At 63.4% G+C, this 23824-nt stretch carries 23 protein-coding genes; 9 read left to right on the forward strand and 14 right to left on the reverse strand.

Annotated features, from left to right (window positions below; translation table 11 throughout):
• Positions 1-647 precede the first annotated feature (647 nt).
• The 3 genes from BLT09_RS24115 to BLT09_RS24125 all read left to right on the forward strand — a co-directional run bounded on the left by BLT09_RS24115 (position 648) and on the right by BLT09_RS24125 (position 3947).
• Positions 648-2909, forward strand: a complete 2262-nt coding sequence (locus tag BLT09_RS24115; protein WP_167366525.1) for a 2OG-Fe(II) oxygenase — start codon at positions 648-650, stop codon at positions 2907-2909.
• A 203-nt stretch (positions 2910-3112) separates the two neighbouring features.
• Positions 3113-3397, forward strand: coding sequence for a hypothetical protein (locus BLT09_RS24120; protein ID WP_091597632.1), 285 nt, complete (start codon positions 3113-3115; stop codon positions 3395-3397).
• On the forward strand, positions 3387-3947 hold the full coding sequence (locus BLT09_RS24125) for a type II toxin-antitoxin system VapC family toxin (protein ID WP_091597636.1): 561 nt from the start codon (positions 3387-3389) through the stop codon (positions 3945-3947). Before BLT09_RS24120 ends, BLT09_RS24125 begins: the two co-directional genes overlap by 11 nt.
• A 290-nt stretch (positions 3948-4237) precedes the next feature.
• Here the strand turns inward: BLT09_RS24125 and BLT09_RS24130 are convergent, their stop codons facing one another.
• Both BLT09_RS24130 and BLT09_RS24135 read right to left on the reverse strand, forming a co-directional pair.
• Complete coding sequence (locus BLT09_RS24130; protein ID WP_236473695.1) at positions 4238-5452, reverse strand: aldo/keto reductase; 1215 nt, start codon at positions 5450-5452, stop codon at positions 4238-4240.
• Positions 5453-5610: 158 nt separating this feature from the next.
• A complete protein-coding gene (locus tag BLT09_RS24135) occupies positions 5611-6471 on the reverse strand; it encodes an AraC family transcriptional regulator (protein WP_091597639.1) in 861 nt (286 codons plus the stop codon).
• Positions 6472-6760: 289 nt separating this feature from the next.
• Here BLT09_RS24135 and BLT09_RS24145 point away from each other — a divergent pair, with 289 nt between their 5' ends.
• Positions 6761-7420: a hypothetical protein gene (locus BLT09_RS24145; protein ID WP_208602537.1), complete on the forward strand. Its 660-nt coding sequence runs from the start codon at positions 6761-6763 to the stop codon at positions 7418-7420.
• 42 nt (positions 7421-7462) lie between these two features.
• The gene (locus tag BLT09_RS24150; protein WP_091597645.1) at positions 7463-7684 is read left to right on the forward strand and encodes a hypothetical protein; all 222 of its coding nucleotides are present in this window, start codon (positions 7463-7465) and stop codon (positions 7682-7684) included.
• A 111-nt stretch (positions 7685-7795) separates the two neighbouring features.
• Here the strand turns inward: BLT09_RS24150 and BLT09_RS24155 are convergent, their stop codons facing one another.
• From BLT09_RS24155 to BLT09_RS24200, 10 genes are all read right to left on the reverse strand, one after another.
• The gene (locus tag BLT09_RS24155) at positions 7796-8812 is read right to left on the reverse strand and encodes a formate dehydrogenase subunit gamma (protein ID WP_091597647.1); all 1017 of its coding nucleotides are present in this window, start codon (positions 8810-8812) and stop codon (positions 7796-7798) included.
• Between the two features lie 52 nt (positions 8813-8864).
• Complete coding sequence (fdh3B, locus tag BLT09_RS24160) at positions 8865-9461, reverse strand: formate dehydrogenase FDH3 subunit beta (protein ID WP_027151217.1); 597 nt, start codon at positions 9459-9461, stop codon at positions 8865-8867.
• 15 nt (positions 9462-9476) lie between these two features.
• A complete protein-coding gene (locus tag BLT09_RS24165; RefSeq protein WP_091597650.1) occupies positions 9477-12389 on the reverse strand; it encodes a formate dehydrogenase subunit alpha in 2913 nt (970 codons plus the stop codon).
• 7 nt (positions 12390-12396) lie between these two features.
• Positions 12397-12615: a formate dehydrogenase gene (locus BLT09_RS24170; protein ID WP_023797596.1), complete on the reverse strand. Its 219-nt coding sequence runs from the start codon at positions 12613-12615 to the stop codon at positions 12397-12399.
• 33 nt (positions 12616-12648) lie between these two features.
• Positions 12649-13308, reverse strand: coding sequence for a TorD/DmsD family molecular chaperone (locus BLT09_RS24175; RefSeq protein ID WP_091597818.1), 660 nt, complete (start codon positions 13306-13308; stop codon positions 12649-12651).
• Between the two features lie 115 nt (positions 13309-13423).
• Positions 13424-14083, reverse strand: coding sequence for a DUF3306 domain-containing protein (locus BLT09_RS24180; RefSeq protein ID WP_091597653.1), 660 nt, complete (start codon positions 14081-14083; stop codon positions 13424-13426).
• Positions 14080-14592, reverse strand: a complete 513-nt coding sequence (locus tag BLT09_RS24185; RefSeq protein ID WP_091597656.1) for a DUF3305 domain-containing protein — start codon at positions 14590-14592, stop codon at positions 14080-14082. Before BLT09_RS24185 ends, BLT09_RS24180 begins: the two co-directional genes overlap by 4 nt.
• Positions 14593-14605: 13 nt before the next feature.
• A complete protein-coding gene (locus BLT09_RS24190) occupies positions 14606-15622 on the reverse strand; it encodes a DUF6352 family protein (protein ID WP_091597660.1) in 1017 nt (338 codons plus the stop codon).
• Positions 15619-16161 carry a DUF6505 family protein gene (locus BLT09_RS24195; RefSeq protein WP_023797601.1) on the reverse strand — a complete coding sequence of 181 codons (543 nt, stop codon included), beginning with the start codon at positions 16159-16161 and terminating at the stop codon, positions 15619-15621. The genes BLT09_RS24190 and BLT09_RS24195 overlap by 4 nt, the downstream gene beginning before the upstream one ends.
• Positions 16152-16889: a biotin/lipoate--protein ligase family protein gene (locus BLT09_RS24200; protein WP_091597663.1), complete on the reverse strand. Its 738-nt coding sequence runs from the start codon at positions 16887-16889 to the stop codon at positions 16152-16154. The genes BLT09_RS24195 and BLT09_RS24200 overlap by 10 nt, the downstream gene beginning before the upstream one ends.
• A gap of 101 nt (positions 16890-16990) precedes the next feature.
• Between BLT09_RS24200 and BLT09_RS24205 the strand changes: the two genes are divergently transcribed.
• Positions 16991-19030, forward strand: coding sequence for a 4Fe-4S binding protein (locus BLT09_RS24205; RefSeq protein WP_091597822.1), 2040 nt, complete (start codon positions 16991-16993; stop codon positions 19028-19030).
• 210 nt (positions 19031-19240) lie between these two features.
• Positions 19241-20500 carry a GGDEF domain-containing protein gene (locus tag BLT09_RS24210; protein WP_236473696.1) on the forward strand — a complete coding sequence of 420 codons (1260 nt, stop codon included), beginning with the start codon at positions 19241-19243 and terminating at the stop codon, positions 20498-20500.
• A gap of 9 nt (positions 20501-20509) precedes the next feature.
• Here the strand turns inward: BLT09_RS24210 and BLT09_RS24215 are convergent, their stop codons facing one another.
• Complete coding sequence (locus tag BLT09_RS24215) at positions 20510-21796, reverse strand: c-type cytochrome (protein WP_091597669.1); 1287 nt, start codon at positions 21794-21796, stop codon at positions 20510-20512.
• 109 nt (positions 21797-21905) lie between these two features.
• On the opposite strand from BLT09_RS24215, the gene BLT09_RS24220 reads away from it, so the two are divergent.
• Positions 21906-22112, forward strand: a complete 207-nt coding sequence (locus BLT09_RS24220) for a DUF6494 family protein (RefSeq protein ID WP_031254328.1) — start codon at positions 21906-21908, stop codon at positions 22110-22112.
• Between the two features lie 41 nt (positions 22113-22153).
• Here BLT09_RS24220 and BLT09_RS24225 read toward each other — a convergent pair whose 3' ends face one another.
• Positions 22154-23029 carry a helix-turn-helix transcriptional regulator gene (locus tag BLT09_RS24225; RefSeq protein WP_091597672.1) on the reverse strand — a complete coding sequence of 292 codons (876 nt, stop codon included), beginning with the start codon at positions 23027-23029 and terminating at the stop codon, positions 22154-22156.
• A gap of 100 nt (positions 23030-23129) precedes the next feature.
• Here BLT09_RS24225 and BLT09_RS24230 point away from each other — a divergent pair, with 100 nt between their 5' ends.
• On the forward strand, positions 23130-23822 hold the full coding sequence (locus BLT09_RS24230; protein ID WP_091597675.1) for an ABC transporter permease: 693 nt from the start codon (positions 23130-23132) through the stop codon (positions 23820-23822).
• The last annotated feature ends 2 nt before the right edge of the window (positions 23823-23824 follow it).

The raw sequence follows: 23824 nt of genomic DNA on the forward strand, positions 1-23824 counted from the left end.
GTCAATCTTGACAAGGAAGCGGCTAACCGGGGAGCGCGAACGCACATCTCGCGTTTATCCGTTGCGTAGGCATCGCCATGCGCTCGAGCCAAAGCGGATCTGACAAGCCATTGCGCATCCCGACGTGCGGCGGTTCTGTCGGGAGGAACAGGGCCGCTCCCGCGCGTTGAGGTTCGACCTGCTTCTCATTCTGCGGTTATAGGCGGCGATATAGGCTTCGATGAAATCGGCAGATTGGACATTTGCTACACTCCGAAAACGCTATTGCACCATTGCGCCACTTGCATAGCACTGGGACGTGACAACCGCACGTCCGCACGTCTCTCCTGCAGTTTGGAAAAAAGATCGTCGATAAGCGGCGCATGTATGGCGCGAACGAGGGTGAGGTCGAACAGTTCAAGCACCTTATCGGAAGCGTGCCCGGAGCGGCGGCTGCGCCGCGGAAATTCTCTATCGTGGCCCTCCATAGGGCGCTCCACAGCGCTGCTGGGCCGATTTTCGGGTTTTGATGAACGAGAAGGGCCATCTCTCAGAAAAGGCAACGACAAGTATCGGGTGTCTTGCTGTGCAAAATTTCTTGAGAGGCCGACGGGCCGGGTCTAGGTAAGGTTTTCCATAGTGTTCATTTCCAGACTGTCGGGATGCCCGTGTCGTCGATCGCCGCCGCCCTGCCTGATTGCCTGCGCTCGGTCGAGCGCCCCGGCGACTTCTGCGTCGGTGGCCTGCGGGAAATCTTCATGCCGACGATCGACGTGGAGAGCGTGGGCAGGATCGCCTTCCCGCTTCCGGAGGCGCAGGCCGAACGGCTGGTCGCCGTAGCCGATGCGGCACCCCATGGACGCGGCGAGGAGACGGTGCTCGATCGCGACGTGCGCAGAACCTGGCAGATCGACCCGCGCAGGATCCAGATCGGCGGGCGTAGTTGGGAGACGACGCTGGCCGAGCTCGTAACCGACGCTGCCCGCGGCCTTGGCGTCGAAGAGCCGGTCGAGGCGGAGTTCTACAAGCTTCTCGTCTATGACGCCGGCAGCTTCTTCCTTAATCACCGGGACACCGAAAAGACGCCCGGCATGTTCGCGACCCTGGTGATCGTACTTCCCTCTGCTCATCGTGGCGGCGAGCTGGTCGTGCGGCACCTGGGTCGAGAGGTGATGTTCGATCTGCACCCCGAAGATCCGTCGGAAATCGGATACGCCGCCTTCTATGCAGACTGCTTGCATGAAGTGCGCCCGGTCATCATCGGACTTCGCCTGATCCTCGTCTATAATTTGCGCTTCCTCGGCAAGAGACGCACACTGCGGGCCCCCGACTATCGCGCGGTCGAGGCGCACGTCGCGGACCTGCTGCGCGGCTGGGCCGGCTCGGAGGACGAGCCCGACAAGTTGATCGTGCCGCTCGAGCATGCCTACACGCCGGCGGAGCTGTCGTTCGACACCCTCAAGGGGGCCGATGCGGGCGTGGCGTCGGTGTTGATCGAGGCGGCAGCGGCGGCGGAGTGCGATCTCCATCTTGTCCTGGTATCGATCGAGGAGAGCGGCAGCGCCGTGCACACCGGCAATTATCGCCGCAGGCGCTGGGATCGAGACGACGAGGGCGATGAAGAATTCGAAGTCGCGGAGGTTTTCGACAGCTCGCTGACCCTGTCGGCGTGGCGGCGTCCGGACGGCGGCGAGGTCGGGTTTCACGACTTTCCATTCAATGAGGAGGAGCTCTGTCCGCCCGATGCGTTCGAAGATCTGAGGCCCGACGAGCAGCATTTCCACGAGGCGACGGGCAACGAGGGCGCCTCTTTCGACCGTACCTATCGCCGTGCCGGTCTGGTGCTGTGGCCGCGCGCGCGGCGGCTCGCGGTGCTTAACCAGGCCGGCCTCGGGGCGACGCTGCCGTATCTCGAAGACCTGGCGAAGCGCTGGGAGACGAGCGACACCGCCGCCAAGCGACAGTTGTGGGGGGAGGGCGATGAGCTTTCGGGACACATGCTGCGCTCCTGGTCCCGTGAGACATGGCGCAGGGAGGACGATACCGATGCCGGTCGGATGCTCGACTTGCAGGTTCGGCTGAGCAATGCCGCGCGCATCGACGAATTTGTCGTGGAGTTGTCGGCCAACGGCCACTACGCCGCGTCCGATAACGACGCCCTCGTGCGCGCCGCCGCGCTCCTTCCACGACCGCGGGCCACGGACTTGCTGGTCGAGATCGTCAGACGCAATGCCGCGGCCCACCTCGGCGCCTGCGCCGATTTGCTGATGCGTTGCGTAGCGGCGCCGACCGAGTCCGCTGGCGACGCCGCGAAGATCGGCGCAGCTTTGATCGACGTCTTGCCGGGTGACCCGGCCAAGCGTGCCAAGCTCGACCCCTGGACGCGACCTGCGTCCGTACTGCCTGGCTTCGTCGTCGATCTCCTGACGGCGACGAGCAAGATCGACGCCGGGCTTGCAGCGCGCGCGATCGAGCACCTGCTGGCCTGGCCCCGGACCTACACGCCGGACGCGGTGCTCGTCCCGGCGGCACTGGCCTTCGCCAAGCGGGCGGAGAGCAGGGCATGGCCGGCCATCGGCCGGCTGCGTGAGGCGGCTCTCGACCATCTGCGCGGTCGCATCGCGCTGCCGCTGGAGGCCCCGCGGGACTGGTCGCGAACCAATCCGCTCAAATGCACATGCGAGGACTGTCGCGCACTCGGCGCATTTCTGATTGATCCTCATCAACAGCAATGGCGCCTGAGGGCGGCCCAGAACCGGCGGACCCACGTCGAGGAGAGCGTCCGAAACGCCGTGTGCGACCTTGACCTCGCCACCGAAAGGCGCGGCAGCCCGCACACGTTGATCGCGACCAAGAACCAGGCCAGTTACGAGCGACGCGCCAAACAGCGCCGGCAGGATCTGGAACATGTATCGGCGCTTGGTGGATGAAGGACGATCTCGAGCACCTGGCGGCGGGAGAGTCCGAAGGACAGCCGCAAGGGTGAAGGGCCGCTCCGGATCAGTGTTCAGGGGAAGGTTTCAGACCGGTCCGAACTGCTGCGGGCGCGGCGGTGAGCGCGGATCAACAGTCCGCATCCGCATCTTGAATCTGTTGGCCAGAATCGCTATTTTGTCTAACAAGGAGATCCTTGATGCCGTCCCATGAAACTCAGCCGCCACCGATTCAGGCAAGTCTGCGGCGGCGGACGGTCATTGATACGGCGCGGCAGCTCGGGCTGCTTGAAGGCGAGAATGGCCGGATCGGCGGTCGGATTCGACGCGACCTCATAGCGGCTGCCAAGGAAAAGTCCGGCATTACCACCGATACAGAACTACTGGAATACGCCTTGGCGAAGGTCGCGCTTGAGGACGACTTTGGGGTGAAGGTGGTCCGCCGGAAGGGCCGGGTCGCGAAAGAAATCGACCTTGAGTTTTGATCTGTCCCGTGCGCTGCGGCGGATCAAGCCGCAACGCAGCACAGATACTATCCAACGCCGCTCGGCCGCCGATCTGCCTATTCTTCGGAAGCCGATTTCAGCTGGCCTTGAGCTGTTGCTCGATAGCTGTGTCTATATCGACGTACTCCAAGGGCGTTCTCCCGTAAGCGTGGACGAACTGCTTGAGACCCGGAACGTCAATCACTCCACCGTTTGCCTGGCTGAGCTGACGCACCTGTTCGGCCGCCTCGATCCGTCGCACCCGGCCACGAAGACCGTGTTACGCGAAATCCGGCGTACCCTCGAAGACATACCAGGCCACCGGCTCTTTTCCCCATCGGAGACCGCCATGGGCGAGGCCGGAATGCTGGCCGGCTTGGTGACGCGTCTGTCAGGCGCTGCCCGCGGCGAGAGCCTGCTGAACGATGCGAGCTTATATCTCCAGGCGCTGGAACGCGGCTGGATTGTTCTCACACGCAATGTGCGCGACTTCGACTATTTCGATCAGCTTCTGCCAGCGGGTCGTGTTCTTTTCTATGAGCAGGGGTAGCCGGCTTGGGCCCATTGGGTGGCGATATGTGTCGCCGACCGACAAGTACCCGAGAATTTGCGGTTTCATGGCAAGCCGCGGAACCGGGCAGTACAATACGGGAAGATTTCCAATTCTGGCCCAGGAAAAAGACAATGAAATCAGTGCCGTGAACACGTCCTCCGTCCTCCGGGCCACCAAAGTCCATGAATCAACCACTTATGGTCAGTTTCGCTTTGAAGTGGGGCCAATTCAGATTCGCTATGTCCCACGACTCAGGTGCATTCACCTTGAGCAGGCGGTCACCCGGACTAAGCCTTGGGTGGGGCCTCCACGCCGGACATTGCGAGAACCGCAGGAGGAAGCCGAGCGCCTTCGATCTTGACCGCAGCCACGTCAGCATTGAGCTGATGCAGCTCGTCCTCCGTAAAGGTGATGGCAGCGGCCGCAATGTTCTCGTCGAGGTGGGCGGCCTTCGTTGTACCGGGGATCGGCACGATGAACGGCTTCTGTGCCAGCAGCCAGGCCAGCGCCAGCTGGGCGGGTTTGACCTCCTTGCGTTGCGCCCACGTCCGCACGACATCGACGAGCGCCATGTTGGCCGCCAAGGCATCCTCAGCCATGCGGGGAACCCAGGCGCGAAAGTCTCGCTCGGGGTCGTCGCCAAAGCGGGTTTCTGCCGTAATCGTGCCGGTCAGGAAACCATAGCCCAGCGGAGCCCAGCTCACGAAGCCGATACCCAGTTCCTCGCACAGAGGCAGCACGTCGGCCTCGGGACCACGCCAGACCATCGAATATTCGTTCTGGATGGCGGCGAGCGGCAGAATCGCGTGTGCGCGTCGGATGGTCTCAAGTCCCGGCTCCGAGAGCCCGAAATGCAAAACCTTGCCCTCGGCGACGAGATCCTTGACCGCGCCGGCGACGTCTTCGATCGGCACAAGCGGGTCGACGCGGTGCTGGTAAAGCACGTCGATGCGGTCGGTGCGCAGGCGGCGCAAGCTGCCTTCGACGGCGCGCTTGATGTGCTCGGGCCGGCTGTTCAGGCCCTCTCCGATCTTGCCGGTCTCAAGATCAACGTTGAACCCGAACTTACTCTCCAGAACGACGGTCTCGCGCAGCCCCTGCAGCGCATCGCCAACGATCTCCTCCGAAATGAAGGGTCCATACACTTCCGCCGTATCGATGAGGGTGACGCCTTGGTCTACCGCGCGCCTGATAAGCGCAACGGCGGCGGAGCGATCTATGCGGCTGCCGAAATAATCCTGGGCGGTGCGCTCGTCAGGGCCAGGTTTCCACTGGCATCCGAGCCCCACGGGAAACACTTCGAGGGCGCCCAGCTTGCGGCGCTGGCTCGCGGGTTGCGGGCTGGCCGTTTGCGCCGCCGCTTCGCCAAGCGAAGACAGCAGCCAGGGCGCAACGCCGAGACAAGCTGCCGACGTCAGAAATTGCCGGCGCTGCGGGTTGTCAATCTTCGAGGAAGACTGGTTGTTTGAGGGAGACTGGTTGACTCGGTGAGATTTCGTCATGTCACGATCCTTGGCTCGCCATGAGGCCGGCGCGGATGTTCGGTCGCCGGCCTCAAAGGGTGGTTTGCTGAAAATAGGCACGGCCGGCGCCGCGGACAGGGTCGATTCTTGCTCACTTCGTGGATCGCCGGGTTCAGGCGAAGCTGCCGCCCGAAGCCCTATCGGTGCCGGATGGACTGAGCCCGCGCCTGCCTGCCTATGTCCGATGGCGGCACGCCGTACTGCCGCCGGAACAGTTGACGAAAATGATGCAGGTTCGAGAACCCCGCAGCCGCAGCCGCCTGCGGCACGGTTGCCTGGGTCGACCGCAGAGCGTGAAACGCTCGATCCAGCCGACTTGCAGTTACAAAGCGATGCGGCGGCATGCCGAAGGTGTTGGCAAAACTGCGCGCGAAGTGAAACGGGCTGAGTGCGGCCGCCTCGGCAAGATCTCCCAAGGTCAGCGGTTTGTCGGCGGTGTCCAGCACCAGTTCCACCACACGCTGACGCCGCCGCGCGTCAAGCGTTCGCCGGATAAGATCGCGTCCACCGAAGTGCCGCCGCAGCACCTGGGCATAGGCGGCGCGAACCAGTGTCTCGGCCTCCATGTCCGACATCGGTATCCACCCGCGCAGGGCGGCGCGCAGTCTGGTCGCCACCGCCTGGATGATCGGGTCCTGCCAGCCATGCACGTCATCGAGATCGGCGTGGCCTTCGACACGCATGTCCCGCGCCATCTCGCGGCGCAGCCCGGTCGCCCCGGTGATTTCCAGAACGTCGGAGGGAGAGTCCGTCTCCAACCAGGCGATCGGCGTGTCGCCGCCAAGCCCGATTGTCATAGGCGGCACGGGCCGTGGCCTTGCAGTGCCATCGGCTACGCGCACAACGGCAGCCGCCTGGCCGGTGAAAGCCATGCCGATCGACCCGGGCGCCGACGTCGACTCGATCTCGCCGTCGCGCCATGCCGGCAAAAGGCAATGCGCCAAACGGAAGGTCTTGCTTTCCCGGCGGATGATCTCGGGTTGCGCGCGGCTGGTCATCCTTCGGCTTTTCCGGCTGATGTGGTGGGCGAAAACGGCCGCCTGAGCGGCTTCGCGGCTAAAGTACGCCGCTGATTTGCGGCATTTTTCCGTCCGCGGTCGATCGCCCTCGCGATGTCGACTGCCATCGGTTTTCCGTTGGCCTCGCGCATGTAGTCGTCAGTCATCCCATCGAGGACAGTGATGGCCGAATTGCGAGGCAGGCGTCGCAATTCCATGGATCGTTCGGGCACCTCTGACGTTATGTTGTCGCCGAGGCGGGTGATTTCATTACGGAAGGAGCAAGGCGATGAAAAAAATGCTTCTCGCAGGGATCGTTGCCCTGTCGGCGTCAACATCGCTGGCGCAGACGAGCACTGCCCCCGAGCCTACGGCTCCACCGGCTGCAACGCCCGCTGCCCAGCAGCCAGGCGGCCCTGCCAATCTCTGCCAGGAGCTCCTCGCCTTCATGAAGGCGCCTGCCGAAACTGCTAGCCCGACCGCAGCTGCCTCGGCTCAGCAGTCTGGCACATCTTCTACCAGCGCAGCCGCGCCCGCCAAGTCCGAGACCGGGACCGGCTCGGCGCAGAAAATTACCGGGCAGGCTGGGGTTGCCAGCGATGCTCCACAACCGAACAAAGAGAAGGTGGCCAGCGGATCGGCGACGAACGCGCCCCAGAAGGAAAGCAGGGCCGCGCCGGTGCCCCCCTCCGATACGTCGAGCACTCCCAAGGATTCCGTGATCAATGCCGCGAAAGCGGAGGAACTGGCCGCCGCCAATGACATTGCACAATGCCAGAAGACCGCGCGGGAAATGCGAGTGGCCGGCGTCGCCATGCCGCCGCCGTTGCTTGCACTGGCGGCGCTCGACCTGCAGTATCAGCAAAAGTCCGGTGCGGCCCCTCAGGGATCTGGCAATCCACCTGTGACGGGGCAGGATCCGGCGCAGCAGACGCCACCGCCGCAATGAGAGCATGACTGGGACTTTGAGCAGGTAAAAGGAGAAGGCGGGATGGGTATGATCTTGACCGGAATTGTCGTTTCGATCGCAATTGCGTTCGGGGCCGGCTATTTTCTTCTGAGCGCGCAGCAGCAACAGCCAGCATGGCAGGTCTACAGCAGCGAGAGCACTCGCGTCGGCGATCCGGGGCACAATCTGGTCGGTCAAAACTGGACGGGCGAACCGGGCGACAACTCTACCGCAGCCGCGGAGGGCGAGGAGACACCTTCCTAAGACCTGCGGTCGCTGACGTGGATTTCGAGGCCCGCGCAATGAAAGCCTGCGAGCACGCCAAGAAAATGCCCGGACCAATGGCCCGGGCATTTCGATTGTGCGCAGAAGCTATTATTCGGCCGCTTCGGCCGCCGAGCGCGGCGGTATCGCACCTTTCGCCTCCTGGCTTTCGACCCAAAGCCTATGGTGCTCCTTCGCCCAGTTGATATCGACGGTGCCCGAACCCATTGCTTCATAAGCGCCTTCCATGCCGAGCGTGCCGATATAGATGTGAGCGATAATCACGGCGATCAGGATGACGCCGACAGTCGCGTGAACATATTGGGCCGTCTGCATGCCGTTTATGTCGGTGAATGCGAACGGGAACAGCATGAATATGCCCGACACCGACAGCGCAATTCCGCCGAGCACGACGGCCCAGAAGATGAGCTTCTGGCCGGTGTTGAAACGTCCGGCCGGCGGATGCGTCCTGTTGGTCTTGTCGAAAAAGCCGCCACCGACCTTGAGCCAATGCGCGTCATGGCGATCGGGAAGGTTATCCCAGACCCATGTCACCAGCATGATCAATATGCCGAGCATGAATGCCCAGGAGACGAAGTCGTGGGCGTATTTCGCCCAGATCGACCAGGTTGAAAATGCATCGGCCCCGATCAGCGGCATCAGCAGACGCTTGCCGAAGATAAAGTTCAATCCGGTGATGGCCAGGATGATGAACGCCGTGGCAGTCATCCAGTGGGTCAGCCGCTCCAGAGCACCGAAGCGCACGATTTTTACGCCCGATTCGGGCGCCTGTGTGCGGATGCGGCCCCTGTAGACATAGAACAGCGCCAGCAGCAGCAAAATTCCTGTTATCGCGATGCCGCCGATCCACGGCAGCCAGCCCTCGTGGAAGCCGCGGTAGTCGCGGCCTTGTGGTTGCTCGAGCAAGCCTGCGGCCGTATTGGGCAGGGTGACGCGCCCCTCGATCTTCCGCAGCTCATCAAGAAGCTGCTGTTCGTTCACCGCCTGAGCGGTCGGGTTGCTCCCGGATGGGGCTTGCGCGTACACGGGCGCCGCGACCAGCAGCGTGAGCGTCATGAACGCCGCGATAGCCTGCGGAATCAGTCGACCAAGCCTGTTGTCCGGCATTTCTCCGTCCTCCCTGCTAGCTCCGTGCGCGCGAGACGAGCCCAACTGCCTCCTATACGTCGATTGTTTCCCGATAGGCCGTCTGCCAGCCCCAGGCTCCCGAACCATAGCCACGCTGCGTCACACGCTCCTTGTAGATCGCCGCGATGATCTCCCCGTCGCCGGCCAGGAGCGACTTGGTTGAACACATTTCGGCGCAAAGCGGCAGCTTGCCTTCAGCCAGCCGGTTGGCTCCGTACTTGGCATATTCAATTTCGGTGGAATCACCTTCCGGGCCCGCGGCGCAGAAGGTGCATTTGTCCATCTTGCCGCGCGAACCGAAGTTGCCGACACGCGGATATTGCGGGGCGCCGAACGGGCAGGCGTAGAAGCAATAGCCGCACCCGATGCACAGGTCCTTGGAGTGGAGCACCACCGCGTCGGCCGTGGTGTAGAAGCAGTCGACCGGACAGACCGCCGCGCAAGGCGCGTCGGTGCAATGCATGCACGCCATCGAGACGGAGCGTTCGCCGGGCTTGCCGTCATTGATGGTGACGACGCGGCGCCGGTTGATGCCCCATGGCACGTCGTGCTCGTTCTTGCAGGCGGTGACGCAGGCATTGCACTCGATGCAACGATCAGCGTCGCAAAGGAATTTCATCCTGGCCATTTCTGTTCCTCCCGTTCACGCCGCAACGATTTGGCAGAGCGTGCACTTCGGCTCCTGCATGCCCGTCACCGGGTCGTAGCCGTAGGTGGTGATGCTGTTGACGCTCTCTCCCAGAACATATGGATCGGTGCCCTGCGGATAGTGGGCCCTGAGATCCTTGCCCTGGAACCAGCCGCCGAAGTGGAAGGGCATGAACGCGACGCCGCGGCCGACGCGCTCCGTGACCAGAGCCTTCACCCGCGCCCTCGCGTTGTTCTCGGCACCATTGACCCAAACCCAGGTCCCATCGCCGATGCCGCGTTCGGATGCATCGGCCGGGTTGATCTCGACGAACATCTCCTGCTGCAGCTCGGCCAGCCATCTGTTCGACCGCGTTTCCTCGCCGCCGCCCTCATATTCGACGAGCCGGCCGCTGGTCAGGATCAGCGGGAACGTCTTGGCGATGCCCTTTTCCACCGCCGCCTGCTGCACGCTGAAGCCTATGTTCGGCAACCGGAACTGTGTGGCGTCGGGATAGGTCGGATATTTTGCGACCAGATCCACCCTCGGCGAATAGATCGGCTCGCGATGGGTGGGTACCGGGTCGGGCAGGTTCCACGCTACTGCGCGCGCTTTGCCGTTGCCGTAGGGATGGCAGCCATGGCTGAGCACGACGCGCTGGATACCGCCTGACAGATCCGTCGACCACGAGACCTTGTTGATGTCGTCGCCGATCTTTTCGATCACGGCGCGTTCTTGCGCCGTCAGATCCTTGTCCCAGCCGAGTTTCTTGAGCACGGCCATGGTGAACTCCGGATAGCCGTCGGTGAGTTCCGAGCCTTGCGTGTAGGAGCCTTCCGCCAATAGGGTCTGGCCGTTTCGTTCGACGCCGAAGCGGGCGCGGAACGGGCTGCCGCCGTCCATGACATGCAGGCCGGTGCTGTAAAGATTGGCCGTACCTGGGTGGCGGATCTCAGGCTTGCCCCAACATGGCCAAGGCAGGCCGTAATAGTCGCCGCCGACCTCGGGATCGTCCTTGGGAGCCCGCATCGTCACCAGGTCGAACTTGTGCTGGTTCTTCATATGCGCCTTGAGCCGCTCCGGCGACTGACCGCAATAGCCCGTCGACCAGCTGCCGCGGTTCATCTCGCGCAGCACGTCCTCCGGCACCGGACGGTCGCCCTCGACGGCTATCTTCTTGAACATCTTGTCGGCAAGCCCGAGCTTCTTCGACAACAGATAGATGACCTGGTAGTCGTCCTTCTGCTCGAAGCTCGGCTTCACGATCTGCTCACCCCATTGGATGGCCCGATTTGAGGCGACGCGCGAGCCTGACGTCTCGAATTGCGTGCAGACCGGCAACAGATAAGTGTTGTCCTTTCGCCCCGCCTCCACCGCCAGCGATGCCCAGGTGGTGGGATGGGGATCGGCGACGACAAGCAGCTCCAGGCCTGTCAGGCCTTTCATCGAATCCGGGATACGGGTGATACTGTTGCTGGCGTGGCCCTGAATGAACATGGCGCGCATGCTGTCGCGCTGCGCTATCTTGTCCTTGGGCAGCGAGACGGAATCGAACCACCTTGTCAGCGGTATGCCCGGGGTTTCCATGGCATCCTTCGAGTCGAACTGGCTCAGCAGGTCCTCGTAGGGGATCTCCCAAACGCGCGACCAGTGCTTCCAGGCGCTTTCCGTCAGCCCGTAATAGAAGGGCAGGGTGACCACATCGAGCCCGATATCCGTCGCGCCCTGGACGTTGTCATGGCCGCGGAAGATGTTCGCGCCCGTCCCCGGCTTGCCGACATTGCCGGTGGCGAGACACAGTATGCAACTTGCGCGTGTATTGGCCGTGCCAACCGTGTGGTGTGTCTGACCCATGCACCAGATCATCGTCGACGGCTTCTGCGTGGCGAACATCTCGGCGACACGCTTCACCTGATCGCCAGGCACGCCGGTGATCTGCTCAACCTCCTCCGGCGTGTATTTCGCGACTTCCTTGCGGACCTCATCCATCCCGTAGACGCGCTGCGCGATGAACTCCTTGTCCTCCCAGCCGTTCTCGAAGATGTGCCATAGCATGCCCCACAACAGCGCTATGTCAGTGCCGGACCGGAATCGGACGTACTCCGTCGCATGGGCGGCGGTGCGCGTGAAACGGGGATCGATGACGATCAGATTGGCCTGGTTGAGTTCCTTGCCTTCCAGCAGATGCTGCATTGCTATCGGATGCGCCTCAGCTGGGTTGCCGCCCATGATGATCATGGTCTTCGAATTGCGGATATCGTTGAAGGAGTTCGTCATCGCGCCGTAGCCCCAGGTGTTGGCTACGCCGGCGACGGTCGTCGAATGACAGATGCGGGCCTGGTGGTCCTGATTGTTTGTTCCCCACAGCGCCGCGAGCTTGCGGAAGAGATAGGTTCCTTCGTTGGAAAACTTGGCCGACCCCATCCAGTAGACGGATTCCGGGCCGGACTTTTCACGGATCTCAAGCAGTTTGTCGCCAATCCCATTGATTGCGTCGTCCCAGGAGACACGCTCCCACTGCCCTGCGGTGAGCTTCATCGGGTATTTCAGCCGGCGGTCGCTGTGTACGAGCTCGCGTACGCTTGCGCCCTTGGCGCAATGGGAGCCGCGGTTGATCGGGCTGTCCCACGAAGGCTCCTGACCGGTCCAAACTCCGTTCTGGACTTCGGCGGTAACGGTGCAGCCGACCGCGCAATGGGTGCAGACGCTTTTCTTCAGTTCTATAGGCACGCCCGGCTGCGGCGGACTGATGGCCGCCGCCTTCTGAACGGTGCCGAGCTGGAACGACCCGAGTGCAGCCATTCCGCCGGCCGCGAGACCGGAACGGCGAAGGAAGGTTCGCCGGTCGATGGGAGCGGAGGCGACCGTGCCCATCAGTGTGTGCAATCTTGTGCGGCTCGCCTGACCGCTCTTGCGCTTGGTCAGCATGGCGCCCTCATTTCTTCAACGTCTCATAACCGTTCACACGGTAGAATGCCTTGACGTGCTCGGTCTCGCGGTAGCGAGCCCTCGTCTCCTCCTCACCGGGATCGTAAGCTTGCGCTTCTCCTGGGGTGAGCGTCACGGCGGCGGCGGCCACGGCGGTAGTGGATGCGCCGCCGAAGGCACGAAGGAAACTGCGGCGGTTCATTGCCGTCTGTTGCTTTTCCTGCATCTGCCTTCCTCCCTATGCGTCGACGCGATCAGGTCACGAGCTTGGTCGCGCCTCCATGGCAAAGCCTTCGGCTTCGATGTCGATGAAAATCCGCCCCAACGCGCCGACTGCCCGGTAAAACCTGGCCGAGGCCGCGTTTTCCAGATCGGCCAAGAAACGGCTCGCCCACGGCGCGATGTGACGTTCAAAGAAGTCCCGCTCCTCGCCGGCGGGAACCACGAAATGGGTGGCGGCAAAGCCGCTCATGATCTCGAACAGCGTGCCGAGATGATCTTCCGGGTCAAAATGACCGTCCGCGCGTTCAAGGCCGAGGCGCCTCATGTCCCCGCGCAGGCGGGCAAGCGGCCGTTCGTTGAGAAAGCCGGTCAGGTAGTAGGAGGCGTAGGGAACGAGTTCGCCGCGCCCGACCCCGATGAAGAGCTCGAAATACTCGCGACTGACGGCAACCGGAGAGGCTGAAGAAGCAGCCTGGCCGAGTGCGGCATGAGCCTTGCCGAGCGGGGTCTCGGCGTCGCCTCGCAACCCGGAAAGCCGCGCCATGAGGTTTGCATCCGGAGCGGCCAGGAGAAGCGTGGCGAGCAGCGCGTACTCATCCGCGCGTGCGCTGTTCACGTCGTTGACGTCAGCATCTTCTACGCCGGGAACCAGAGCGTCAGCTCCGAACGACGTGCCGATTGCCTCCTCCAGGCGCAAGTCTGGGTTCATCTACTGACCTCGACCGTGCCCCTCAACGAGTGGGTAAAGTGAATACTAGTACCCCGCCCGGCAATTGCAACAGCGACTGTGCCAAAATGGCAACAAATCCAGATCAGCGCGGCATGGCGCCGCCATGGCGTCGCTGGCGATCGATCGGCGATGATTCCGCGGCGCCGGCGGCCGAAGGAGATTCGGGGTTTGCCGGTTCGATCGAACTGTCCGGCGTGACAGAATTCGACCCATCGGCTGAGGCGTTCACGCCCTCGTCCGCCAAAACGGCGCTGGTCGCTGGCGCCTTCTCCGGCGCCTGCGAAGCCATGGCGGCGGGTGCCGGATCGGTCGGGTTGCCGCCGTTCGACAGGAAATCCACGACAGCTTCGCTGGATGCTTTCAAGGGGCCGAATCCCGCCATGGATCCAGGGCTGTTGAAGTCCCAGGCATATTCGGAAGGCCCGATATGATCACGAATTGCCGGATCGAGCGACCACATCTTGCGCAATGCGGCGCGCTTCAACATTTTGGGCACGCCTTTGCGCAGGAAGGCTGAGAGATCGCTTTGAGCGGTCAGATCCTCGAGGCGCGGGAGGGGCTCGGCGGGCTCGGCGGCCTCCGGCTCGACAATTGCTGGTGCAAGCTGCTCACCAGTATCGGCTGGCGCCGCAACTTCGTCAGGCGAAAGCTGATCGTTCTGCGGCCCCGCAGTCGAACTGTAACGCGCCGCCTGTTTCAGGCGCGACCAGCGGGCGAAGACATTATCGCGTCCCGCGCTCATTCGGCATCATCCGTCGTTCCGGAACGAGGACCGCGCCTCGCCAGGGCATCAGGGTCCGCCCGATCGCGCTTGCGCTTGATGAAAGGACGCTCGACGTGATGCGTCTCGACAAAGGCGGCCAGCCATTGCTGAAGCTCGATCGGCATCGGCACGGCCTCGATGATGTCGGGGCCAGCCTCGGTCAGCGACTCGCCCTCGAAAGGGTCAGCGGTCACCAGGTGCAGCACAACTCCGGGTGGAGCATCGCTCGACCGGAGCGCGATCCACAGGCTAGGCCGCCCCGAACGGAGGTTGTCCCGGTACATGCCCGTGTCGCACCCGAAGAGCTCAAGCTTGAAAGTTCCGGCATAGAAGCGCGTCACGCCGTCTGATTCGTGCAGCACCGACCATGGCGCCGCGCTCGGCGCGCCCGCCAGCACGGCCACGGGAACCCAGACATGGTCGATCCACGGGTTGTCCAGAGCCCGTCGCTCGACGATCACCCCGACTTCCGCCGTCTCCTGCACCATGGCACCAATCCTCCTAGTTCACCGTCCCTGGGGCGCGAAACGGCAGGCCTGCGACAAGGTTCTGCGGCTTCATGCGGATCGTTCGGTCAGGGGTCATGGCCATTATGAGCCAGACGGGCCTGGCGCCCACCTGCGGCAGTACTTCGCCTGTGTCGGAGAAGGTGAGCCGGAACAGTGCAATCACGCGCTGTGCAGCCTCCGGGTCAAGTTCATCGCCGGCCCAGAGCGTGTTGCCGATGCGGGTCGCTTCGGCGTCGAGGCCGACGAACCAGGCCCAGTCCTCGTCCTCGATCCGCTCCACCGGCTCGATCTCCACGTCCACCGCAAGTAGATGGCGAACCCAGATCTCCATTGCTGTGGCAAGGCCGCGCCGGGTCGGACTGCGCGCGCTGCCCAGCTTGAGCACCATATCGAAAGCGTCGCTCCTGGCGAAGTAACGCTCGGCATTGTTCTCGTCGAGTATCTCCAGTTCGGTGACGGCTGGGCCACCAAGCATGTTCAGGAGTGGCGAGGCATGGCGGTTCTGTTCATGCAGCTCTATGGTTTCGGCATCGGCGAGAAGCACGGCGCCCTCGTTAGACGTCACCCGTTGCGGCCGATAAAACAGCTCCGCGGCTCGCACGACGCAGGCGTCGTGCTGACCATCCAGCGCATTGCGCAGGACGACCTGCGCAAGCTGGTTCATGAACAGCGGCGGGATAGTTTCGGCCGAGCCGCGCGCCAGCGCGAGATATGCGGCCTCGAGTGAGGGAGCGGCCAACACATGGTCGCGAAAGGCGATCATGAACTCCCAGTTCTCGCGCGCATCCGGGTCCTCCAGGGCGGCGATCTCCTGCTTCGCGACCGGCCGGCGCGGATGATGCATCAAAAGTTCGTGATGCAGGCGCAGCTCCGCCGGGCAGGCCGTTTCGGGAGGGAGAAGCTCTGGCCGCGCAAAATATGCCTTCAGAAAGGAGTCGGTCACCAGCAGGCGCCCGGCCTCATCCCTGTCGAGAAGGTGATGACCTGAGGAAACCCAGAAATCCTTCACTTCTGCCTCCCGGCCAATGCTAGGAGATCGAACTTTTCCGTCGACTCCTCCTCGCCGTCGATTTCGACAAAGCGGAATGCCGTTGCCGGCTCCAGCCGGCTCGCCTTGCGATGCAGGGTTCGGAAACACTCGCGGGTGCCGGCCTGTTCGCTGGTGCGGTTGACCGCAATCAGCGTGTTTGGCGGGTGGTCGCACAGCGATTGCGCGAATTCTATCTCCTCTTCGGCGGCGGCGCGCGCCGTTTCGGTGTCCGGCGCGCCGCATCGCACCACAAGCTGCTCGGCCAGCCGATCGACGGCCGCCGCGCGATCATGCACGGTCGCGTCCGTGACCACGACGAGGGTGGACCAGCCGAAGCTATCAATGCCGAGGAACCCGGCGCGGAACGCCTGCCGTTGCTTGCCGGAAAGCCTGGCCACATCGGCGCCGAAGAACAGGAAGGTGCCGGTCACCGCCCACTCGCCCGGTTCTGCAGCGCGCGAATAGACAAACGTGTCCGATGGATCGAGGCGGATCGTTCGCGGCAGCTTCAAAGCCATGGCGTGCCCGTCATCGGATCGAGCCAGGAGGGCCTGGCAAGCGCCTCGGGCAGGCTTATTCGCTCGCGAAGCCCTTGAGAGGCCGTGTCGGAAATCAGCAGATCGCCGTTGCCGGCAATCTCTGCATGCTCGTCGCCCTTTCGGGGCAGCCGGTCGAGCCAGCGGCTGGCGATCGAACCGAAGCCGGTATCGCTCCATTCGTGGAATGCGGCCATCAGATGGCGGGAGAAGCTCGCAACGATCTCACCGGCATCGAGCGCCACGAAGCCGAGTTCGTCAAGCGCGCCAAGCAGCGGCCGCAGACCGGGCTCGCCGGCGCGGATGACGGCGGTGCGGATCATGCCGGAGAAGACGATCCAGTCGGGGATTTCGTTCTCCCGTGCCCCTTCCGGCCAGCCCAGGCGGGCGCCGCCGACGAGAACCCCGTCGACGCGAACAGCGTCGGGCCAGTCGAAGGTGATGGGCCGCGACGGCGGAGCATGGACCGCAAGCGCATCGGCAAGTGCGTTCATGCCGGCATAGATCGCGCGACGCGCATCCTCCAGCGGCTCTTCAGGCTCGAGCACCACGGCGAATTCGGCCAGATCGTAGCGGCGCACCCAGGCAAGCGTGCCTGCCCCTTCGTCTGCCGCAATCGCGCAGGCGTGCGCAAAGGCGTCACCGGCCTCTCTCAGCGGCACGAGGCTGTAAGGCGGTGGCAGTTGGAGGTCGCTGACAGAGGGCCGCATAGGCCGATCCATATTTTGATGACGGCGACTGTAATGTCTTTATAATACTTCCAGGCAAGAGGCGCTACCGCGTGGACAAGGAAGATGCCACGGGAGTCGGAATGAGCCTGGACAAACCACGCACGGTCCTGGTCTGCTCGTGCGAGCGGAGCATGCCACGCTTCGGCGCCAGCGTCGCCCGCGGATGCAAGGGCGCATGGGTCGAGGCGGGGGACCAGTTCTGCGGCGCGGAACTCGACCGGGTGCGCAGCGCCCTGAGCGGCGGCGAAGCAGTCACCATCAGCTGCACGCAGCAGGCGCCGCTTTTCGGCGACCTCGCCGAGGAACTCGGTTTCGCAGGCGATCTGGTTTTCGCAAACATTCGCGAGACGGGCGGCTGGTCGCAGGATGCTGCTGCTGCCGGCCCGAAAGCGGCGGCTCTGCTCGCCATGGCGGCCGAACCCGCTTCGCCACCCGCGCTGGTTACGCTTTCGAGCAATGGTGTCGTCCTGGTTTATGGCTGCGACGCCACGGCGATCGATGCGGGCCGGCAACTCGCCGAAAAGCTGGACGTCACTGTGTTGCTTAGCCGTCCGCGCGAAATCGCGCCGCACCGGGTCTGGGATTTTCCCGTCTTGCAGGGAACGATCCGGCAAGCGCGCGGCCATCTTGGCGCCTTCGAGCTGACAGTCGACGATTTCGCGGCGCCCAATCCATCTTCGCGCGATCGGCTTGGCTTTGGGATATCGCGGGATGGAGCGGTCTCGAACGCCGACATCATCCTTGATCTCTCCGGCGGGGCTCCGCTTTTCCCTGCTCATGAATTGCGCGACGGCTACGTGAAGGCCGATCCCGGCGATCGCGCCTCCGTCGCCGTTGCGATCGCAACGGCAGCCGATTTGGTTGGCGAGTTCGACAAGCCGCGCTTCATCGATTTCTCCGCCGATCTGTGCGCCCATTCGAGATCGCGCATCACCGGCTGCACACGGTGCCTCGACCTGTGCCCGACTGGGGCGATAACGCCCGCCGGCAACCACGTCGCAATCGATGCGGAAGTATGCGCCGGCTGCGGCAGCTGCGCGGCGGCATGTCCCACGGGCGCTGCCGCCTACGCCGTGCCGGATGCCGAGTCGCTGCTTCGGCGGCTGCGGACGCTTCTTGTCACCTATCGTGAGGCGGGCGGCCTGGATGCGATTGTGCTTTTCCATGATCTCGGCCATGGCGAGCCGCTGATCGACGCACTTGCCCGCTTCGGCGCGGGTCTGCCCGCAAATGTCCTGCCGGTCGCGGTGAACGAGATAACCCAGTTAGGGATCGAGGCGTGGACCGCGCCGGTCGCCTGGGGCGCTTGCGCCGTAAGGGCGCTGTCGTCGGCCAAGCCAAGGCATGAGCTTACCGGAATTGCCGCAAACATCGCAATCGCCAATCTTTTGAGCCGGTCTCTCGGTTATGGCGCGGAGGTCTGCGGATTGATCGAAGTGGACGATCCCGACATACTCGCCTCGGCGCTCGACCTGATTACTCCAGATGTTGCGTCGCGGCGCCCGGCGGCATTCCTGCCGCTCGGCAAGAAGCGCAGCCTGCTGACGAGCACCATGCTCGAGCTCCATCGAGCCGCGCCGACGCCGGTCGACCGGGTGGCGTTGCCTGCTGCAGCTCCGTTCGGCGGCCTGGACGTCAATGTCGACGGCTGCACGCTCTGCCTCTCTTGTGTCTCGGCCTGTCCAACCGGGGCGCTTTCTGACAGCGAACAGCAGCCGGCCCTGTATTTTTCCGAGAGCGCCTGCGTGCAGTGCGGCCTTTGCGCCGCGACCTGCCCGGAGAAGGTCATCACCTTGACGCCGCAGGTGGATTTCCAGGCATGGGGTGCTCGCAGCCGGGTCGTGAAGCAAGAGGAGCCGTACAACTGCATCCGCTGCGCAAAGCCGTTCGGCACAAGGAGCACCGTCGAGCGGATCGTCGCCAAGCTCGAAGGCAAACACTGGATGTTTGCAGGCGAGAACGCACGGCGGCTCGACCTTGTACGGATGTGCGACAATTGCCGCGTCGATGCGGCGATGAATGAGGGCTTCGATCCTTATGCAGGCCCTGGTCGCTCGCCGCCGCGAACCACTGAAGACTATCTGCGGGAGCGCAAGGCCTCGAGCGACAAGGCGGTCTGAGCCTTGGGCTGATCGCCCTCAAAAATGCGTTTCCCGGCGATCGGGGCGGTGAGCCGGCTACGACGGTGACCAAAAGGGTTACACGATCAACACGCAAATAAACGGTTTCAGCAATCAAATCTTAGGCATAGCGTGACATGCTTGCCGCTCGGCTGACCACCGGGTGGCTCGAATGGATGTATGGGAAAGGGGGGCTTCAGGGCCCGTCGATTGGTAGATCGAACGCACCTCGACAGGCAGGACGATCCTGCCGTCACGGCGGAAGTTGAGCGACTTCTGGCGCAGCGCACGCGCGACATCCGGCTCAAAGGCGAGATCAAGCGCCTGTTTCAGGCACGTGTCTGGTCGCAAACGGCCAAGATCATCCGCGCCTGGATGACATGGGTGGCGTTCCTCGATGTGCTGACGCTGGCGCTCAACCTGGTGATGCTTCCAAGGTCGATCGCGCTATCCATGCTCTTGCCTGGCGCCATCATCCCTCCCGTCGCTGCAGCCGTGGTCCTTGTCTGGCGAAAACGGCGCCCGTCCTGGGTCCAGGGGGTTTCCCTGATCACAGGCATGTTCCTCATCCTGTTGTCGATCGTATTGGTCGGCGCAAGCGCCGGCGGCGAGTTCTACGAACGGCACTTGAACATCATGCTGTTCGTAGCGATTACCGCCATCATCATCTTCGGCGTCCCTCAGGCATGGACCGTGACGGTCGCGGCTTTGGCTCTCGGTCTCTATCTCGTCTTCCAGGTGCAGAACCCGGGCCTTGAGATTGGCAATGCGGTGGCTGCCACGTTGTTTTTTGCCAGCGGCATTCTCGCTACGGTCGCCGCGCGGCGTACGATGACAATTCTGGCTCAGAAGACTTTTCTGTTCGAGCTTCGAGACCGACACAGGGTTGCCGAACTGGCAGAAGCGAACGATCGGCTGGAGCTTCTGGCGAGAACCGATCCGCTGACCGGCGTCGACAATCGGCGCCGGATGACGGAAACGCTCGACCACGTCTGGGGCGGTGGCGGCAAATGCCCCGGCGGCGCCGCCATGCTGATGTGCGACATCGACGACTTCAAGAAGCTCAACGATCGTCTCGGTCATGCCGAGGGCGATCGTTGCCTCATCGAGGTCGCCCGCTTGATCCGGGAGAACGTGAGGCGCGATCGCGATCATGTTGCGCGCTACGGCGGTGAGGAATTTCTCGTGCTGCTTCCAAGTGTGAACGAGCAGGAGGCCGCCATTGTAGCCGAGCGAATTCGCGAGTGTGTGGAAGCTGCTCGTCTTCCTAACCCTGGATCCCGCGTGTCCCGCTATATCACCCTCAGCATCGGCGTGGCGGTCCAGGCGCCGGACCAGGCCATTTCGCCGGAGCAGCTCCAGCGCCAGGCCGATGAAGCACTCTATGTTGCCAAGCAGACTGGCCGCAATCGGGCGGTGTTCCACAGGCTGGAGTCATCGAGCCTTTTGGGCGCTCGGTCAATGCGGTGATGTCGAAGTTCAGTCCGTGCGTGTCTCGGCCTGAAGAAAGCGGATCAGGGCTGCCCGATCCTCGGCATTGCTGATCGTCTGTTCAGGCATCTTGGTGCCGGGGGTGTAGGCGTTCGGACCCAGCTCGAACAGCTCTGACACGGTTTCCGGTGTCCAGACGATGTCCATTTTCCGGAAAGCGGGCGAATAATGGTAACCCGGCACGGACGCTATCTTGCGTCCGAAAATGCCATGCAGCGTCGGCCCGGCTCGATGGCCATCGTTCGGGTCGAGCGTATGGCAGGCAACGCAGGCGCGAAATACTTCTGCGTCCGGATTGCCTGCGTATCTGGCCATCGGATCGGTCCTGCCTGCTGTAGCGGCTCCAAGGCGCTCGCCCCTCTCGACGTTCCATTCCCGCACCAGATGGTCGGCGCCGCCAGCCAGAAGCGTCTTGCCGCCAGCCGCGAACGCAAGCGACCATACCGCCACGCCGGAGGTGTCGAGCGTGCGGATGGTGGAGAGGCTGATGGCGTCCAGCAACAGGATTCCATCACCGATGCCGGCGACGGCGAGATAGTTCGCGTCTGGGGTGGCGGCGAGAGCAATCACCGGTTTGCCCAAGACCGGAACTTCCAGCTGCACTTTGCCGCGCCGGTCGAGCAGCCGCAGCTGCCCGTCAGCACCTGCGACGAACAGGCGGTCGCCGGACGCTCTTGCTAGCGCGTTGAGCGGCGTCGGCATGATGGCTCGAAGCGGAGCCGCCCCAGCCTGGCTCGGCCAAAAGATGACTGTCGCGTCATAGCCGGCGCTGACGAGGGTTGCGTCCGCCAGGAAGGCGAGCGCATTGACGTTTGCACGATGGCCTTCCAGGACGCGCGCTGGCCCACCGGCAAGCGGCCAGAGCCGGACGGTGGTGTCCCAGGACGCCGAAGCCAGCATCGATCCGTCGGGTGACAGTTCGAGGTCGGCGACAGGCCCGGTGTGGCCCTCCAGAATTTGGGCCGGCTCGCCTCGACCGATTTGCCAGATCGCGATGCGACCATCCGCACCGGCGCTGGCAAAGCGCCCGTTCGGCAATGCAGCGACGGCAGTTACCTCACCTTCATGAAAGAGCAGCACGTCGCGTGCTTCGCCGGTCTCAAGCGACCAGATGATTGCCTTGGTATCAAAACTGCCGGTTGCCACCGTCTTTCCGTCCGGTGCCACGGAAATCGCCCGCACCGGACCGCCATGCCCGCGCAGTTCCGCACCATGTGCCGTCGCGCCGGCGAGGAAAACCGCAGCGAGCAAAGCTGTTGCGAGCGTCTTATGCATTGCGCATCATACATTTCCGTGTTCCGCTGGCGGGCAGCGTCTTTGCCGGGGAACAGCATGCGATCGCGACCCGACCAGCCGCACAGTCCAAGCTATTAGAGGCAATCCTATGACTCAAAACATGGAAACCGATGCCTTCAACGTGTCGATGCGCAAGTTCCTGAAGCAGGTCGGCGTCACCTCGCAGCAGGCGATCGAAAAGGCCGTGGCGGATGCGGGACTGAAAGGGCAGGGGCGCCTGACCGTGAGGGCCGTGATTACGGCTGAACGCGCCGGTCTGCACCACGTCGTCGAAGGCGACATCGACCTTGGCTGAATAGCTTTGACGGTGCGCCCGGCGCCCCATCGACGCCCACATCAATGGAAGAACCGGACCTGCCCGGCCGGGCCGGTGTCATAGCCGGTGAGTTCTGCGGCGCGCTGAGCGAAGCTGTCCTGGGCCATGAGGCGGATCAGCGCCTGGATCGAAGGCTGGAAATAGGTTCGCTGCCGCATCAGCAGATCGAAATTCTCCCACGCCAATGATACGAATTCGAGGCTGGCGGCGCGCGCGGCGGCGCGTGTGGCGATGCCGCAATCGGCCCTGCCGGTCCGGATCGCGGCAGCGAGTTCCGGCCCTGTCAGGCATGGCGGCTCGAGCCGGTTCAACCGCCTCTGGCTGGCGCCGGCGCGGGCGACCAGGACATCCAGCAGCATTTGGGCTCCGGCCCCGACCTGGCGCATCGCGATCTTGGCGCCGCTTTCTAGGACATCGGTCAGGCTGTTGAGCGATCGGGGGTTGCCCGGCGGCAGCAGCAGCCCTTGTTCGCGCCGCGTGAAACCGATCAGCACCGCATCGTGCAGCCGCGGCATGGCGCGCGCGGCCTCCACATTGGGGTCGGCGGCATCACCGTGGAAATGGATCGCCGCAGCGGCAATCTCGCCACGCAAAAGACGCGCAACGCCGCCTGCCGTCCCCTCGGTAAGCGAGGCGAGGCCGGAGCCCGCCTGACGAAGGCTCCATTCAAGCAGGTCGTCCTGGCTGCCGCCGACTATGGGCGGCGGCTCGGGCGCAATCATTCCGTCGGGACGCGCCAATCCCGAGAGAACCCACCGGTCGAGCTCGTTACGCGGAAACAGCCATTTGCCCGTCACTTTGCTGCACGGAATGCTGTTTTTGGCGACCAGTTCGTAAAGCTTGCGTTCGCCAAGGCGCAAATAGTCTGCGGCTTCTGCAGTCGTCAGCAAATCCATCCTGCAATCTTATGCATATTCCTGCGCAGGTTCAATTGTTTGACGAATGTGGAGTAAATGCAGCAGAAATAGCAGGACGACGCAGCGCAGGTGAAAGGGTATGTCAGAAGGCCTAAATGCATGGCAGCTTATCGCGAGTGGCGACGCGACGCTGATCTCGATCGTGCGGCTTTCGCTGACCATTACCCTGGCCGCCGTTGCAGTTGCGGCCGTCGTGGGACTGCCGCTCGGGGCGTTGCTGGCACTGACCCGTTTTCCGGGACGTTCCGCGCTCGTCGTGCTTGTCAACGGCTTCATGGGCCTGCCGCCCGTAGTCGTCGGCCTGACCGTTTACCTGCTGTTATCGCGATCAGGGCCGCTCGGCGCGTTCGGCCTGCTGTTCACACCGGCCGCCATGGTCATCGCGCAGGCGCTTCTCGTCCTGCCGATTATCGCGGCTCTGACGCGCCAGACCATCGAGGATTTGTGGCGCGAATATCGCGACGAACTGACGGCGATGGGCGTCGGCCCGCCAGGCCGCGTGGCGACGCTTTTGTGGGACAGCCGTTTCAGCCTGATCACCGCAATGCTCGCCGGCTTCGGACGGGCGGCCGCCGAAGTCGGCACAGTCATGATCGTCGGCGGCAACATCGAGGGCTTTACCCGAACCATGACCACCACGATCGCGCTCGAAACCTCAAAGGGAGACCTGCCGCTCGCGATGGGTCTCGGCGCCATCTTGATCGGCCTCATTCTTGCGATCAATGCCGCTGCCTGGGGCCTGCGAGTGTGGTCGGAGCAACGGGTGGCTTGATG

It is taken from the genome of Mesorhizobium muleiense, assembly GCF_900099905.1.
GTDB classification, from domain to species: Bacteria; Pseudomonadota; Alphaproteobacteria; order Rhizobiales; family Rhizobiaceae; genus Mesorhizobium; species Mesorhizobium muleiense.

Excerpts from the sequence above, each read along its gene's own strand:
- BLT09_RS24120 (WP_091597632.1), top strand. The coding sequence starts at position 3,113 with ATGCCGTCCCATGAAACTCAGCCGCCACCGATTCAGGCAAGTCTGCGG.
- BLT09_RS24130 (WP_236473695.1), bottom strand. The coding sequence starts at position 5,452 with ATGACGAAATCTCACCGAGTCAACCAGTCTCCCTCAAACAACCAGTCT.
- BLT09_RS24165 (WP_091597650.1), bottom strand. The coding sequence starts at position 12,389 with ATGCTGACCAAGCGCAAGAGCGGTCAGGCGAGCCGCACAAGATTGCAC.
- fdh3B (WP_027151217.1), bottom strand. The coding sequence starts at position 9,461 with ATGGCCAGGATGAAATTCCTTTGCGACGCTGATCGTTGCATCGAGTGC.
- BLT09_RS24230 (WP_091597675.1), top strand. The coding sequence starts at position 23,130 with ATGTCAGAAGGCCTAAATGCATGGCAGCTTATCGCGAGTGGCGACGCG.
- BLT09_RS24225 (WP_091597672.1), bottom strand. The coding sequence starts at position 23,029 with ATGGATTTGCTGACGACTGCAGAAGCCGCAGACTATTTGCGCCTTGGC.
- BLT09_RS24145 (WP_208602537.1), top strand. The coding sequence starts at position 6,761 with ATGAAAAAAATGCTTCTCGCAGGGATCGTTGCCCTGTCGGCGTCAACA.
- BLT09_RS24150 (WP_091597645.1), top strand. The coding sequence starts at position 7,463 with ATGGGTATGATCTTGACCGGAATTGTCGTTTCGATCGCAATTGCGTTC.
- BLT09_RS24215 (WP_091597669.1), bottom strand. The coding sequence starts at position 21,796 with ATGCATAAGACGCTCGCAACAGCTTTGCTCGCTGCGGTTTTCCTCGCC.
- BLT09_RS24180 (WP_091597653.1), bottom strand. The coding sequence starts at position 14,083 with ATGAGCGCGGGACGCGATAATGTCTTCGCCCGCTGGTCGCGCCTGAAA.
- BLT09_RS24220 (WP_031254328.1), top strand. The coding sequence starts at position 21,906 with ATGACTCAAAACATGGAAACCGATGCCTTCAACGTGTCGATGCGCAAG.
- BLT09_RS24185 (WP_091597656.1), bottom strand. The coding sequence starts at position 14,592 with ATGGTGCAGGAGACGGCGGAAGTCGGGGTGATCGTCGAGCGACGGGCT.
- BLT09_RS24195 (WP_023797601.1), bottom strand. The coding sequence starts at position 16,161 with ATGGCTTTGAAGCTGCCGCGAACGATCCGCCTCGATCCATCGGACACG.
- BLT09_RS24155 (WP_091597647.1), bottom strand. The coding sequence starts at position 8,812 with ATGCCGGACAACAGGCTTGGTCGACTGATTCCGCAGGCTATCGCGGCG.
- BLT09_RS24170 (WP_023797596.1), bottom strand. The coding sequence starts at position 12,615 with ATGCAGGAAAAGCAACAGACGGCAATGAACCGCCGCAGTTTCCTTCGT.
- BLT09_RS24205 (WP_091597822.1), top strand. The coding sequence starts at position 16,991 with ATGAGCCTGGACAAACCACGCACGGTCCTGGTCTGCTCGTGCGAGCGG.
- BLT09_RS24200 (WP_091597663.1), bottom strand. The coding sequence starts at position 16,889 with ATGCGGCCCTCTGTCAGCGACCTCCAACTGCCACCGCCTTACAGCCTC.
- BLT09_RS24135 (WP_091597639.1), bottom strand. The coding sequence starts at position 6,471 with ATGACCAGCCGCGCGCAACCCGAGATCATCCGCCGGGAAAGCAAGACC.